Genomic DNA, 12,750 nt, shown 5'->3' with positions numbered 1-12,750 from the left:
GGCGGGGGGGGGGGGGGGCCCCCCCCCCCCCCCCCCCCGCGGCCCTGTGGAAGAATCGAGTCCATGACGGAGAACCCCGGACAGGCCGAGGAATTCGATCCCGAACTGCTGGAGTTGTGGGCCAAGGTGTTCGGCTTCGCCCGCTCGGGCGCCACAGCCGAGATCGCCGCGTACGTCGACGCCGGCATTTCGGCGAACCTGACCAACGACCGGGGTGACACGCTGGTCATGCTCGCCGCCTACCACGGACACGCCGAGACCGTCGCCGCGCTGATCGAACGCGGCGCCGATCCGAACCGCGAAAACGATCGGGGACAGAGCCCGCTGGCCGGCGCGGTGTTCAAGAACGAGCCCGAGGTCGTGAAGGCGCTCCTGAAGGGCGGCGCGGACGCGACGGCGGGGGAGCCGTCGGCGATCGACGCGGCCAGGATGTTCGGCAACACCGAACTGCTGGCGCTGCTGGAGAGCTGAGGCGGTTCTCACTCGGATCGCGGTCCGGGGCTCTGAATCCTTACACTGCCCCGCATGGATGACCCGCATTACCTCTCCGGCCTCGACCTGGCCGGCCGTCGTGTCGTGATGATCGGTGGCGGGACGGTCGCCCAGCGCCGCCTGCCGCGGTTGATCGGTGCCGGCGCGCGGGTCGAACTGGTCTCGCCGCACACCACGCCGTCGGTGAGCGCCATGGCCGACGCAGGCGAGATCGTCTGGCACGAGCGCCGCTACACCGAGGGCGACCTCGCCGACGCCTGGTACGCGCTGGCGTGCACGAACGATCCCGAGGTCAACGCCGCGGTCTGCGCCGAAGCCGAGCGCGCGCGGGTGTTCTGCGTCCGCGCCGACGACGGGGACCTCGGCAGCGCGGTCACCCCGGCCTCGGGCAGGCACGGCGGGCTGCTGGTCGGCGTCCTCTCCGGTGGCGAACCGCTGCGGTCGGCCACCGTCCGGGACAGCATCCTCGACGGCCTTCGTGCCGGAACCGTCGCCGACGGCCGTGTCCCCGACGCCGGCGACGAGCTTCCCGGTGTCGCCCTCGTGGGCGGTGGCCCCGGCGACCCGGAACTGATCACCGTCCGCGGGCGCCGTCTCCTCGCCAGGGCCGACGTCGTCGTCGCCGACCGGCTGGCCCCGCGCGAACTGCTCGACGAACTCGCGCCCCACGTCGAGATCGTCGACGCCGCGAAGATTCCGTACGGCCGCGCCGCCAGCCAGGACGTGATCAACTCCACCTTGATCGAGCGGGCCAAGGCGGGCAAGTTCGTCGTGCGGCTCAAGGGCGGCGACCCGTACCTGTTCGGCCGGGGCTTCGAAGAAGTCCTGGCCTGCGCCGAAGCGGGCATCCCGGTGACGATGGTCCCCGGGATCACGAGCGCGTTCTCCGTCCCCGCAGCGGCGGATGTCCCGGTGACCCATCGCGGCGTCGCGCACGAGGTCGTCGTGGTGTCCGGGCACGTCGCACCGGACGACGAGAAATCGCTGGTGGACTGGGATCTGCTGGCGAAGATGCGCGGCACGATCGTGTTGATGATGGGCGTCGAGCGACTCCCGCTGTTCGCCAAGGCGCTCCAGGCGGGGCGGCCCGGCGACACGCCGGTGGCGATCGTCGAGGACGGCACCATGCGCACGCAGCGGGTACTTCGCTCTACTTTGGACAAGGTGGTCGAGGACGCGACGGCGGCCGGGGTGCGCCCGCCCGCGGTGATCGTCTTCGGCCCGGTGGCGGGGCTGGCTCAGCCCTCGTAACCGGGGTCCGAGACGTAGAACCAGTCGGTCCCGTCGTCGCCGGGGGTGTCGAGGTGCCCGGCGCGGACCAGCCCGGCCCGCAGCGCCACCCGTTGTGACGCGACGTTCTCCGGCCGGACGCGCGCGATCACGAGGTCGTCCGGCCGGTGGACGCGGGCCCAGTCCACCGCCGCGGCGGCGGCCTCACTGGCGTATCCGGCACCCCAGGACGAGGGAAAAAAGCGATAGAAGAGATTCAGCACCGGGCGCCGCCGGAAGCCGACGATCTTCACCCCGCAGAAGCCCAGCGGTTCCGCCGAGTCGTGCCGCCGGACCGTCCAGTACCCGAAGCCGTATCGGTTCCACTGGTGTGACCAGCGGAGCAGGAGCAACTCCGCCTCTTTCCGCGTCTCCACCAGGTCCGAGGGGTTGTGCGCGCAGGCCTCGGGATCGGTGTGGAGCGCGAAGATCGCGTCGAGGTCTTCGGGAGCCGGGCGGCGCAGGAGCAGCCGCCCGGTCCGCAGTTCCTCCGCGTCGCGGACCGGCGCCGGGTCAGCGGTCATGGCAACGCGCGGAGAAGTCCGCGATGGCTTCGGTCAGGCGGGTCGGGTCGAAGCGCAGCTCGACCGGGCTGCGGGCCTGGACGAACTCGGCCGCCGGCATGTCCGCGGCCAGCGTGTCGGCGTCGCCGAAAGGGTGGATCGGATCGCGCTCGTGCCCGATGACCAGCGCCGGTGTCTCGATCTTGCGCCGGATCGACTTGGGCGGCGCGATCCGGCCGAAGAGCACGCCGTGCAGGAGTGCGGCCATCGGCGCGGGCTCCTGGGACAGCGTGTCGGTGACGACGTCGACCCACTGGTTGCCGTGCGGCACGAGTTTCGCCGCCAGCGCCACGCCCTGCACGGTCACCGGCAGGAACCGGGCGGCCATGAGCAGCGGCGCGAACGTGATCAGCCCCGCGACGATGGCGTTGTCCAGCACGGGCATCTCGACGACCAGGCCCAGAGCGCGCTCGGGGGCGGCGACGCCCACTTCGAGCGCAACGTTGGCGCCGAGAGACGTCCCGCCGACGACGGCCGCGTCGATCTCCAGGTGGTCGAGCAGCGCGACGGTCTGCTCGGCGAACGCGGGCATCGAGTACAGCCAGGATTCGGTGGGCCGGTCCGAATCGCCGTGCCCGAGCAGGTCGAGGGTCACCACGCGGAAACCGGCGCGCGCCAGCCTGCGGGCGAGCGGGGCGTGCATCCGCCTCGTCAGCATGATGCCGTGGGTGAGGACGACCACCCGGTCACCGGAACCGAACTCGGTGTAGGCGAGCCGGTGACCCTCATGGGTGAAGGATCCCGACAGCTCGATCGGCCGGGAAGATCGTTCGCGCCCGCGCGCGGTGCTCGGAGCGGGCAGGTCGGCGACCGCGGTGGCGCTGCTGGCCGGGCTCATGTCCCACCGTCCCTTCGTCGATCGTCGGTACTCACCGGTAGTACTCGTCGGTATTAGGAAAGCATCTCCGGGGCGGCCAGGCACAGTGGCCGTTGGCAGCCTGTCAATCACATGAGTCAAGATGACCTCATGACCGCTACAGCTGACAGTCTTCCCGATCTCGTTTCGCTCAAGGTGGAGATCGACGGGCACGTCGCCGAAGTGACGCTGCTCGGTCCGTCCAAGGGCAACGCGATGGGCCCCGATTTCTGGCGTGAGCTGCCGATCGTCTTCCGGGCGCTCGACGCGGACCCGCAGGTCAGGGCGGTCGTGCTGACCGGGAGCGGCAAGCACTTCTCCTACGGGCTCGATCTGCCGGCCATGATGCCCAGCTGGGGCGAAATGCTCGGCGGCGACGCCCTCGCGGGCCCGCGGACGAAGTTCCTCGACGAGGTCAAGACCCTGCAGGCGAGCGTGTCCTCGATCGCGGAATGCCGCAAACCGGTCATCGCGGCCATTTCCGGCTGGTGCATCGGCGGTGGCGTGGACGTGATCGCGGCCGCGGACATCCGCCTGGCGAGCGCCGACGCGAAGTTCAGCGTCCGCGAGGTCAAGGTCGCGATCGTGGCCGACCTCGGCAGCCTGCAGCGGCTCGCGCCGATCATCGGCGAGGGACACCTGCGCGAACTGGCCCTCACCGGCAAGGACATCGACGCCGCCCGCGCCGAGAAGATCGGCCTGGTCAACGACGTCCACGCGGATCAGGACACCCTGCTGGCCGAAGCCCGCAAACTGGCGGCGGAGATCGCCACGAACCCGCCCCTGGTCGTGCAGGGGACCAAGAACGTGCTCTCGGCCAACACCGAACGCCAGGTCGCGGACGGCCTGCGCTACGTGTCGGCGTGGAACGCGGCGTTCCTGCCCAGCAAGGACCTCGGCGAGGCCGTGCAGGCGTTCCTCGAGCGGCGCGCGCCCGAGTTCAAGGGAGAGTAGAAAGAACCGGCGGCCCTACCAGCGGACCAGGAGGACGATCGTGAGCGCTTCGGAGGCATACCGCACGTTCCGCGAGGCACGGGACTACCTGTTAGCCCAACGCGAGGACTACGAAACCGCCTATCGCGACTTCACCTGGCCCCGGCCCGCCGAGTTCAACTGGGCGCTGGACTGGTTCGACGTCGTCGCGGCCGACCCGGCCAACCAGGACCGGTACGCGCTGTGGATCGTCGAAGAGGACGGCATCGAGAACCGCTGGACCTATCCGGAGATGGCGCGGCGGTCCAATCAGGTCGCGAACTGGCTGCGCTCGCTCGGCGTGGCCAGGGGCGACCGGCTGATCCTGATGCTCGGCAACCAGGGTGAGCTGTGGCAGACGATCCTCGCCGCGATCAAACTGGGCGCCGTCATCATCCCGGCCTCGACCCTGCTCGGCCCGGCGGATCTCACCGACCGGGTCGAGCGGGGCGCGGCGAAACACGTCGTGATCCGGTCCGTCGACGCGCACAAGTTCGAGAACGTCGAAGGCGACTACACCCGCATCGCCGTCGGGGAGCCGGTCGAGGGCTGGCGGTCCTTTGTGGACGCCTACGAGGAACCGGACACCTTCACCCCCGATGGCCTGACGGCGGCGGAAGACCCGCTTCTGCTGTACTTCACCTCGGGGACCACCGCGAAGCCGAAACTGGTGCAGCACACGCAGGTCTCGTACCCGATCGGTCATCTGTCCACAATGTACTGGATCGGCCTCGAACCGGGCGACGTCCACCTCAACATCTCCTCGCCCGGCTGGGCGAAACACGCGTGGAGCAATGTCTTCGCGCCGTGGAACGCCGAGGCGACCGTGTTCCTGTACAACTACGCGCGGTTCGACGCGGTCTCCTTGATGGCGCAGATGGACCGGTGCGGTATCACCAGTTTCTGCGCCCCGCCGACGGTGTGGCGGATGCTCATCCAAGCGGATCTGACCGTGCTGAAGACGCCGCCGCGCAAGGTGGTCGGCGCGGGCGAACCGCTCAACCCCGAAGTGATCGACCAGGTCGAAAAGGCTTGGGGCGTCACGATTCGCGACGGTTTCGGGCAGACGGAGAGCAGTGTCCAGATCGCCAACACGCCCGGGCAGGACGTCGTACCGGGTTCGATGGGCCGCCCGTTGCCGGGCTTCACCGTGGCGCTCGTGGACCCCGTCACCGGCGAACGGGCGCAGGAGGGCGAGATCTGTCTCGACCTCGAAAAGCGACCGGTCGGCCTGATGGCCGGGTACGCCGACGACGAGGAACGTTCCGCCGCGGCCTTCGCGAACGGCTTCTATCACACCGGTGACGTCGGATCGATCGACGAACGCGGCTACATCACCTACGTGGGCCGCACGGACGACGTCTTCAAGGCCTCGGACTACCGGATCTCGCCGTTCGAACTGGAAAGCGTCCTGCTCGAACACGAAGCGGTCGCCGAAGCGGCCGTCGTCCCCGCGCCCGACCCGATCCGGCTCGCGGTACCGAAGGCGTATGTCGTCCTGGTGAACGGACACGAACCGACGGCCGGCACCGCGGTGTCCATCTTGGCTTTCTGCCGTGAACATCTGGCTCCGTACAAGCGAATCCGCCGGCTGGAGTTCACCGAACTGCCGAAGACGATCTCCGGCAAGATCCGGCGCGTCGAACTTCGGGGCCGCGAGAACGAGGCCGACGGCCGTCCGGCGGGGGAGTTCCGCGAGGAGGACTTCCCGCAGCTGAAGGGCTGACCGGCCCGAACTCCGAACTCGCGTGCTTGAACCCGTAACTCGCGTGTTTGAAGGCGTAACTCGCCCAGCCGGTGAGTTACGCCTCCAAGCACGCGAGTTACGTCTCTGATCACGCGAGTTACGTCTCCAGACACGCGAGTTACGCCTCCGGACACGCGTGACGGACCGGGGGGGGCGTGTGGGTCGAACGACCCACAGCGCGGTAACCGGAACCGCGTTAGCATCCTCGGCAGTGAATCGTTGACAACCCGTGGGGGTCACGGGTCTCACCTTCCCTGCCTTGAAAGGTGTTCCTGTCATGCGCATTCGTTTCCTCCTGCCGATGCTCGCCCTTGTGGCGGGGCTCGGTACCGCGGTGGCCACCCCGGCCGCCGCCGATCCGGGCCCGGTGACGGCGGGCGAAGTCTCCGTCGCCGACGCCTGTTACTCCTGGGGACGCACGTTGTCCGAGGGCGCGTCCGGCGAGGACGTCCGGCAACTGCAGATCCGCGTCGCCGGCTACCCCGGTTACGGGGGCGTGCTCGCCATCGACGGCCAGTTCGGTGCGGGCACCAAGGCCGCGGTCACCCGCTTCCAGCAGGCCTACGGGCTGGCCGCGGACGGCATCGCCGGATCGGCCACGTTCACGAAGCTCTACGCGTTGCAGGACGACGACTGCACGCCGATCAACTTCACCTACGCCGAACTGAACCGGTGCAACTCCGACTGGTCGGGCGGCAACGTTTCAGCGGCGACGGCTAAGGCCAACGCACTGGTCTCGATGTGGAAGCTGCAGGCGATGCGGCACGCCATGGGCGACCGGCCGATCGACGTCAACGGTGGTTTCCGCAGCGTCGCCTGCAACAACGCCGTCGGCGGGGCGACCAACAGCCGTCACCTCTACGGCGACGCGGTCGACCTCGGGGCGGGCTCACAGGGTTTCTGCGGATTGGCGAAGCAGGCCCGTAACCACGGGTTCGCCGAGATCCTCGGGCCGGGCTACCCCGGCCACAACGATCACACCCACGTGGCACACCGGTCGACGCGGTTCTGGTCGGCGTCCTCCTGCGGGATCTGAGTCACTCCCAGCGCCACAACGACGGCGGCCGTCCTCCCTTGGGGAGGGCGGCCGCGTGTTCGGTGGTGCGCCGCAGACCGGGGACCCGCTCCATGGTCCGTCCGAGGTTGGCCGGATAGGGGCGGTCCCCGGTCAGCGCTTCGGTGACGTCCAGCGCCTGTGCCGTCGTGAAGATCCGCCCCAGCAGCCCGGCGGTGAAGGCGACGTCCCGCCACAGCCGTTCGGCCAGCATCGGACGGCAGTCCGCCACGATCCGGTCGTGGTCGAACGCCAGCGGCGGGACCTCGTCCAGCGGCGCCCACACCACGTTCCCCGGCTCGTCGAGCGCGGGATCCACCGTGGCCCACAAGGCGATGGAGAGCGTGGGACCGCGGGGATCACGGTTCGGCTCGTCGAAGGTGGCGAGCTGTCCCGTGGCCGAGACGGCGTCGGGCGGGAGGCCGAGTTTCCCGACCACCGCCCGGCTCGCCGCGTCACGAAGCCGTTCCCCGAGCCCGAGCAGCACCCCGGGCAAGGCGAGTTCCCCCTCGAAGGGCGCGGCGGCTCGCGGCGCGATTCCCAGCAGCACTTTCCTGGTGCCGGGCGCGAACCGCACCACGAGCACGTCAACGGACACCGGCGTCGACTCGATCACGCGTTGATTGTCGACCTTGCCTCCGTGACCCGGTAACCGGCCCTGTCCGGACCGTACCCGGCGACGGCCACCGGAAGCCGCTCGCCGAACCACGTCAGCGGATCCGGCAGGTCGACGGCGGGGGAGCCGTCCCCGGGCACGACCTTCAGGCCGGTCGCGTCGAGGTGCGTCACCGCGAGCGCGTCCACGCCGTCGCAGGCCGCGATCGCATAGTCGAGCAGGGCCGCGTCGAGATGACCGGCCCGCCACGCGCCTTGGAACTCGCCGGTTTCGTTGTGCCGCTCCGGAAAGCGGGCGAGCACGGCGGCGGACTCGGTCGGCAGCGGCCCCGCGCCGTGCCGGGTGAGGTACGTCCGCGTGACACCCAGGACGGCGTGCGGGCGTCCGGCCAGCAGTTCGCGGGCGTTGTGCGGTGTGGTGGTGGACCAGGTCGTATGCGGGTGGAATCCGTGGTGCTGGTCGAGGAGAGCCCCCTGCGCTCCCTCGAAGACCAGCCGCCCGGAATCCGCCAGCCGTCCCGTTTCGTCCCCGTCGGTGATCCGCACCGCGTCCGCGAAATCGCGGTACAGCGCCACCAGTTCGTCCACGCCGTGCGGTGGCGTGGCGAGCGGGGCGTAGAACCGCGCGAGCGCGTCCAGCTTGCGCCGCAACACCGATGGGTCGGCGCAGTCGGCGACCGTGGGCGCTTCCCCTGGCGTCCCGATCACCTCCTGGTTTTCCACCACCTCGCCCGGCACGGCCCCCGGCAGCAGCGAATACCAGACGGTCTCGCCGATCCCCTTGCCGCACGAGCCGTGCCGGTTCACGCCCCGGGCTTCCTCCCGTGCCCGGTTGGCGTGGATGTGGAACGGGGTCGTGAGCAGGGCCCGGCCGTCCACGCTCAGCAGCGAGAGCGGATTCCGGACGCCGACCGCTTCGAGCCGCCGCGCCTCCGCGGCCAGCGCGAACGGCTCGACGAGCACGAACCGCGAGAGATGGGTGGGCACGCCGGCGAACGTGCCCGCCCCGAACTGGCTGAACGTGTGGTGCCGCCCGTCCACGACGACGTTGTGCGCGGCCTGCGCGCCGCCGTTGAAGCGGACCACGGCGGTGGTGGGCCGGGCGGCGCAGAGCGCGTCGACCACCGCGCCCTTGCCTTCGTCGCCGAAGCCGAGCCCGACCACCACCACGTGTCCGTCCAGGAGATTCATCGCAGCACCACGTCGCTCGGCCCGCCCGGCTCCGGCACCGCCGAGGTGACGACCGATTTGGTACCCAGCTTCGCCAGCGCCTTGCCGACCGCCTTGCTTTCGGCGACCGAGCCGACGTCCGCGAGATCGGCGAGCGCCCGGTCGACGTCGACGACCCGCTCTTCCAGCCCGATGGTGGCCGCGATCAGTTCGCACACCGCGCCGGGATCGTCGAGCTTCAGGAAGTTCTGGCCCAGCAGATCGCTCCAGTGCTCGCCGATCTGCGGGTCGTTGTAGTACGACGACTGGTTCGGCAGCACGAAGTAGACGTGCCACTTGCGGGCCAGCTCCCGGTACACCGAGGCCGGGTCGATGTCCTCCCGCACGTCGTCCCCGATCACGCGGCGGATCTGGCGCGCCTCCAGCGCCGGCTTGTTCAGCTCGTCGCCGATGATGAACAGGTAGCCCTTGCGGCCGCGGTTCTGCCACGCGTCGGTCACGACGTGCCGGGCCATGAAGTAGGCGGCCAGTTCGTAGGACTCGCTCTTCTGCCCGCCGCCACCGCCTTCGAGGAAGATCGTGCGCAGCTGCTCGTCCATCCGGTTGTCCGATTCGAACTGCCCGACCTGCAAGGGGACCCGGTCGCTGTCGGCGTCGCCGATCGCGCCGAACATCACCTGAGGGTCGGCCAGGTAGCCCCGGCGCTTCAGCAGGCCGTGCAGTTTGCCGAGCTTGCCCTGCATGACCCGCGGCACCCGGCGCATCGAGCCGGTGACGTCGAACAGCACCGCGATCGGCGTCGAATCGGTGTGGTCGGCCGAATCCCGGCATTCCCGGACCGCGTTCAGCGGGTCGAGCGCCGGTGCGACCTTCCAGTCTTTCGCGGGCTTGGAGCGGAGATCGGCGGTGTAGCCGAAGTCGTCCTCGCCCTTGGCCTTCCGGAAGGTCTTCGCGGCGGCGTAGGCGTTGTCGTCCCAGTGTCCGTGTCCCATGGTCAGGCTCCTGTCTCGGGGATGGTGAAGGGTCGGAAGGTGCGGGGGCCGTAGAGGTCGTCGAGCAGCGCGTCGTATTCGTCGAGCAGATCGGCGGCGTCGGGCCGTTGTGCCGGGTTGTCCTGTGTGCACCACGTAGCGAACTCGCGCTGACGGATTTCGTCCGGTGCCAGAAGTTCCAGCATCATGCGGTGGAGCATGTGGACGTCGGTTGCCGTGGTCATCGGCAGTCCTTTATGGACTTCCGGCGGGTAGTCGACGGAGTTGTCCGCCGCGAGCGGGAGGACACCGTCCTCGACGGCGAAGGACCAGCCGACGACGACGATGCCGTGCCGCTCCGGATGGACGAGCACGTTGTCCGCGGTGAGGTGGCCGTGGACGACACCCGCGCGATGCGCGCCTGCCACGGCACGCAGGAGGCGACGGTGCATCCACGCGTAGTCGCGGCCGTCGAGCCCGCCGGGGAAGGCCTTCCCGACATCGGCGAGGGTGACGAAACCGTCGACGAGTGGATCGAGGACGCTGAACGCGCGGTCGCCCCTGGCCACCGGACCCGAGGTGTCCAGCAGTCGCGGGTAGTAGGGGCGCAGCCACCGGTGCCGTTCGGTGAAGCCGTCGAGCGTGCGCAGCGCCGCCCATTCCGCGTGGATCAGCGGGTTGAGCGCCGGGTCGTGGACGAGTTTCACCAGATATGGCCCGGTGGTCCGGTAGGTCGTCGCGACGCTGCCCACCGCGTGCGGCCCGGTGAGGGTGTACGCCGACGTCGCCGTGGTGACGGTCTGGCGCCGGGCGCGTTTCCAGTCGTCGTGGAGGCGGTTGAGGGTGGCGGCGGCGCGGTGGGCGCGCTCGTCGCCGGGGTTGCGGTCGGGGTGGAGAACGGCCGCCAGTTCGCGGTAGCGATGGCGTGCGAACAGAGCGGCCGCGTCGACCGTGTTCTCGATCATCGTCACGGCGTCTTCCCTGGTGAGCATAGTTTGAGTCTAGACGACTCTTACCCGGATCCGCAAGGGGGTGGGTACAAATCCCGTGCGGTGCCGCCACTTCGGCGAATAGCCTGGAGCGGCCGAACGAAAGGACTTTCTTGTCGGGTGAACCGCGGAGTTCCAGGATGCCCGCCCGGATGCTGCTGGCCGGGATCCCGCTCGTTTTCCTGTTGTGGGTGGCCGGGGGTGCCCTCGCCGACCGTGTCCGCGAACTGGATGCCGGGGAGGACGTCACGGTCACCGACGTCTCCGGATGCGTCGAGGACGGTCCGCCGATGAGCGGCCGGTTTCCCTATTGCACGGCCGAGTGGCGGTTCGACGACGGACGCACCGGTCACGGGAGGATCGACGGCGAAAGGGTCGCGAAGGGCGACAGGATCTTCGCCGGCGACGGATTCGCCTACCCGTCGAGATCCAATCGGGTCTTGAGCCTGTGGATGGTCGTGCTGTGCGGCCTGGTCCTGCTGGGCATGCTGATCGGACTCGGCGTCCTGTACCGGATGGATCGGAGCCGGCGGCGTCGCGAGCGGTGACGCCGCCGGGCGTTCTCAGCTCCGGGTGGCTTCGATCTGGCGCTCGTCCTCGGTCGAGCAGCTCGTCACCGGATCGTTCGGCCCGCTCCCGCAGGTCCAGGGTCCGACCACCACGGGGCCCGGCCCCTGCGGTGACGCCGCCTCGGCCGGCGTCAGCTTGGCGAAGTACTCCGTGAGCACCTGTGTCGCTTCGGCGCACTCGGCCTTGCCGCGGACGACGACCTTGTTCTTCGCGCCCTGGAATCCGGTGACCTCGCCGCAGGGCGTGCCGGCCAGGACCTGATCGGCCGCGGGGGCGGGAGAGGGTGACGGCGCGGCGGCGGGAGCGGGATCCGCGCCGCAGCCGCTCAGCAGGACGACGGCGAACGCGGCGGGGAGCACGGCGAGGCTCTTCATGGGCCCTTCTTCTCGAGGATGGTTCATTCGGTTCATTCCACGGGGACGACGGCGGCGAACACGTTCTGATCGCCCTTGCTGCAACTGGTTCCGCCCTGCGCGGCGGGAGCGCCGGAGACGCACAGCCAGCCGTCCACGGTCTCGCTGACCGGTTCGTCGGAGCCCGCGGACTGCCGTCCGGCGATCCTCTTGTGGAACGAACCGACGATCCCGGTCGCGTCCGCGCACGAGACCCCGGGGCCGTTGAGCACCTGCAGGGTCAGCCCGCTGGCCGCGGTGACCGTTCCGCACGAACCCTGAACCGGTTCAGCGGGTTTCGGCTGAGAGGTGGGAACCGGTGCGGCGGACCGGCTCGGCGCGGTCTGTGACGGGATCGGCGGCACCGGCACGCTGGACACCGCGGTGGGAAGCGAGGGCGGCGAGGCCGACATCAAGGTGACAGGCGGTGGCGGATCTTCGCCCGAACAGGCGGCGAGCGTTCCGACGACGGCACAGACGGCGCAGGCCGCGAACAGGCGCCGCCACGTTCCCATGGTGGTCGAGACGGGCAAGGCGATCCTTTCGTCGGCCGGTCGTGGCCGGCCCATTCTGACCCGGCCGGGCCCGATCCCGTGGCATTGAGCCACGTTCGATTCGCGGGAGGCTATCGCGCCCCCGCCGCCGCGCTTCGCGAGGACCGCCCGGCGACTGTCCATTGTGGATGATTAACATGCCGTTCACAGCGCGACAACATCCTGCTGTCGTTGCGAACCGATCGGACGAATCCGGCGAGGAGCCGTTAACGCGCGGCCCCGTTCTGCCGAAAACAAAGGTAGCGCTCCGGCGTGTCCCAGTCCCCGTCACCGAAACCGTGAGAGCGATGAAGACCGACGAACAGACCGACCCCGCGTCATCCCAGGCCACCGCACCGGCGAGCACGGAGCTGCCACCGACGGCACCGTGCACCGTCGTCTGGTGTGGCGGCCGCCCGTACGTCCTCGAAACCTCCGCCGGCCACAACCGCTGGATGGGCACCGACCACCGGGGCAGGCCCGTGGCGCTGACCAGCGCGGACCTGCAACGCCGCGGCTGGACCCACACCCGGGCCAGCTGACGCGGGAGTACCTGC

General features: G+C 69.8%; 15 protein-coding genes. 7 read left to right on the top strand and 8 right to left on the bottom strand.

Annotated elements, in window-relative coordinates; genetic code table 11:
- Nucleotides 1–63: 63 nt before the first annotated feature.
- A complete protein-coding gene (locus ACXIZN_RS13745; protein ID WP_457954782.1) occupies nt 64–471 on the top strand; it encodes an ankyrin repeat domain-containing protein in 408 nt (135 codons plus the stop codon).
- Between the two features lie 54 nt (nt 472–525).
- Nucleotides 526–1,743 carry a uroporphyrinogen-III C-methyltransferase gene (gene cobA, locus ACXIZN_RS13740; RefSeq protein ID WP_457954781.1) on the top strand — a complete coding sequence of 406 codons (1,218 nt, stop codon included), beginning with the start codon at nt 526–528 and terminating at the stop codon, nt 1,741–1,743.
- Here cobA and ACXIZN_RS13735 read toward each other — a convergent pair.
- Complete coding sequence (locus ACXIZN_RS13735; RefSeq protein ID WP_457954780.1) at nt 1,731–2,285, bottom strand: GNAT family N-acetyltransferase; 555 nt, start codon at nt 2,283–2,285, stop codon at nt 1,731–1,733. The two genes, cobA and ACXIZN_RS13735, sit on opposite strands and share 13 nt — an antisense overlap.
- Complete coding sequence (locus ACXIZN_RS13730; protein WP_034306424.1) at nt 2,275–3,162, bottom strand: alpha/beta fold hydrolase; 888 nt, start codon at nt 3,160–3,162, stop codon at nt 2,275–2,277. The genes ACXIZN_RS13735 and ACXIZN_RS13730 overlap by 11 nt, the downstream gene beginning before the upstream one ends.
- 129 nt (nt 3,163–3,291) lie before the next feature.
- Here ACXIZN_RS13730 and ACXIZN_RS13725 point away from each other — a divergent pair, with 129 nt between their 5' ends.
- The 3 genes from ACXIZN_RS13725 (at nt 3,292) to ACXIZN_RS13715 (ending at nt 6,935) form a co-directional block, all read left to right on the top strand.
- Nucleotides 3,292–4,134 (top strand): crotonase/enoyl-CoA hydratase family protein, encoded by an 843-nt coding sequence (locus ACXIZN_RS13725; protein WP_400561287.1) that lies wholly within the window; start codon nt 3,292–3,294, stop codon nt 4,132–4,134.
- Between the two features lie 40 nt (nt 4,135–4,174).
- Complete coding sequence (locus ACXIZN_RS13720) at nt 4,175–5,878, top strand: AMP-binding protein (RefSeq protein ID WP_457954778.1); 1,704 nt, start codon at nt 4,175–4,177, stop codon at nt 5,876–5,878.
- A 298-nt stretch (nt 5,879–6,176) separates the two neighbouring features.
- Nucleotides 6,177–6,935, top strand: a complete 759-nt coding sequence (locus ACXIZN_RS13715) for a D-Ala-D-Ala carboxypeptidase family metallohydrolase (RefSeq protein ID WP_457954776.1) — start codon at nt 6,177–6,179, stop codon at nt 6,933–6,935.
- Between the two features lies 1 nt (nt 6,936).
- Here ACXIZN_RS13715 and ACXIZN_RS13710 read toward each other — a convergent pair whose 3' ends face one another.
- From ACXIZN_RS13710 to ACXIZN_RS13695, 4 genes are read right to left on the bottom strand one after another with little or no spacing between them, the layout of a single operon-like run.
- A complete protein-coding gene (locus ACXIZN_RS13710; RefSeq protein WP_457954775.1) occupies nt 6,937–7,569 on the bottom strand; it encodes an NUDIX domain-containing protein in 633 nt (210 codons plus the stop codon).
- A complete protein-coding gene (locus ACXIZN_RS13705) occupies nt 7,566–8,759 on the bottom strand; it encodes an adenylosuccinate synthetase (protein WP_457954774.1) in 1,194 nt (397 codons plus the stop codon). The genes ACXIZN_RS13710 and ACXIZN_RS13705 overlap by 4 nt, the downstream gene beginning before the upstream one ends.
- Complete coding sequence (locus ACXIZN_RS13700; RefSeq protein ID WP_457954772.1) at nt 8,756–9,730, bottom strand: hypothetical protein; 975 nt, start codon at nt 9,728–9,730, stop codon at nt 8,756–8,758. The genes ACXIZN_RS13705 and ACXIZN_RS13700 overlap by 4 nt, the downstream gene beginning before the upstream one ends.
- Before the next feature lie 2 nt (nt 9,731–9,732).
- A complete protein-coding gene (locus ACXIZN_RS13695) occupies nt 9,733–10,701 on the bottom strand; it encodes an adenylate cyclase (protein ID WP_457954771.1) in 969 nt (322 codons plus the stop codon).
- Between the two features lie 137 nt (nt 10,702–10,838).
- On the opposite strand from ACXIZN_RS13695, the gene ACXIZN_RS13690 reads away from it, so the two are divergent.
- On the top strand, nt 10,839–11,246 hold the full coding sequence (locus tag ACXIZN_RS13690; RefSeq protein WP_457954770.1) for a hypothetical protein: 408 nt from the start codon (nt 10,839–10,841) through the stop codon (nt 11,244–11,246).
- A 15-nt stretch (nt 11,247–11,261) separates the two neighbouring features.
- On the opposite strand, the gene ACXIZN_RS13685 is transcribed toward ACXIZN_RS13690, so the two are convergent.
- Together ACXIZN_RS13685 and ACXIZN_RS13680 are read right to left on the bottom strand one after the other, a co-directional pair.
- Nucleotides 11,262–11,642, bottom strand: a complete 381-nt coding sequence (locus tag ACXIZN_RS13685) for a hypothetical protein (protein WP_457954769.1) — start codon at nt 11,640–11,642, stop codon at nt 11,262–11,264.
- Between the two features lie 32 nt (nt 11,643–11,674).
- On the bottom strand, nt 11,675–12,193 hold the full coding sequence (locus ACXIZN_RS13680) for a hypothetical protein (RefSeq protein WP_457954767.1): 519 nt from the start codon (nt 12,191–12,193) through the stop codon (nt 11,675–11,677).
- A 308-nt stretch (nt 12,194–12,501) separates the two neighbouring features.
- On the opposite strand from ACXIZN_RS13680, the gene ACXIZN_RS13675 reads away from it, so the two are divergent.
- Complete coding sequence (locus ACXIZN_RS13675) at nt 12,502–12,735, top strand: hypothetical protein (protein ID WP_457954765.1); 234 nt, start codon at nt 12,502–12,504, stop codon at nt 12,733–12,735.
- Nucleotides 12,736–12,750 lie beyond the last annotated feature (15 nt).

This window comes from Amycolatopsis sp. TRM77291 (genome assembly GCF_054166285.1).
Note: the sequence above shows the minus strand (reverse complement) of the source record. Positions and strands in the feature narration are given on the sequence as shown.

What these genes read in the sequence shown, in the direction of transcription:
- ACXIZN_RS13675 (WP_457954765.1), top strand. Translation starts at nt 12,502, where the DNA reads ATGAAGACCGACGAACAGACCGACCCCGCGTCATCCCAGGCCACCGCA.
- ACXIZN_RS13695 (WP_457954771.1), bottom strand. Translation starts at nt 10,701, where the DNA reads ATGCTCACCAGGGAAGACGCCGTGACGATGATCGAGAACACGGTCGAC.
- ACXIZN_RS13715 (WP_457954776.1), top strand. Translation starts at nt 6,177, where the DNA reads ATGCGCATTCGTTTCCTCCTGCCGATGCTCGCCCTTGTGGCGGGGCTC.
- ACXIZN_RS13705 (WP_457954774.1), bottom strand. Translation starts at nt 8,759, where the DNA reads ATGAATCTCCTGGACGGACACGTGGTGGTGGTCGGGCTCGGCTTCGGC.
- ACXIZN_RS13700 (WP_457954772.1), bottom strand. Translation starts at nt 9,730, where the DNA reads ATGGGACACGGACACTGGGACGACAACGCCTACGCCGCCGCGAAGACC.
- ACXIZN_RS13745 (WP_457954782.1), top strand. Translation starts at nt 64, where the DNA reads ATGACGGAGAACCCCGGACAGGCCGAGGAATTCGATCCCGAACTGCTG.
- ACXIZN_RS13735 (WP_457954780.1), bottom strand. Translation starts at nt 2,285, where the DNA reads ATGACCGCTGACCCGGCGCCGGTCCGCGACGCGGAGGAACTGCGGACC.
- ACXIZN_RS13730 (WP_034306424.1), bottom strand. Translation starts at nt 3,162, where the DNA reads ATGAGCCCGGCCAGCAGCGCCACCGCGGTCGCCGACCTGCCCGCTCCG.
- ACXIZN_RS13725 (WP_400561287.1), top strand. Translation starts at nt 3,292, where the DNA reads ATGACCGCTACAGCTGACAGTCTTCCCGATCTCGTTTCGCTCAAGGTG.
- ACXIZN_RS13690 (WP_457954770.1), top strand. Translation starts at nt 10,839, where the DNA reads ATGCCCGCCCGGATGCTGCTGGCCGGGATCCCGCTCGTTTTCCTGTTG.
- ACXIZN_RS13685 (WP_457954769.1), bottom strand. Translation starts at nt 11,642, where the DNA reads ATGAAGAGCCTCGCCGTGCTCCCCGCCGCGTTCGCCGTCGTCCTGCTG.
- cobA (WP_457954781.1), top strand. Translation starts at nt 526, where the DNA reads ATGGATGACCCGCATTACCTCTCCGGCCTCGACCTGGCCGGCCGTCGT.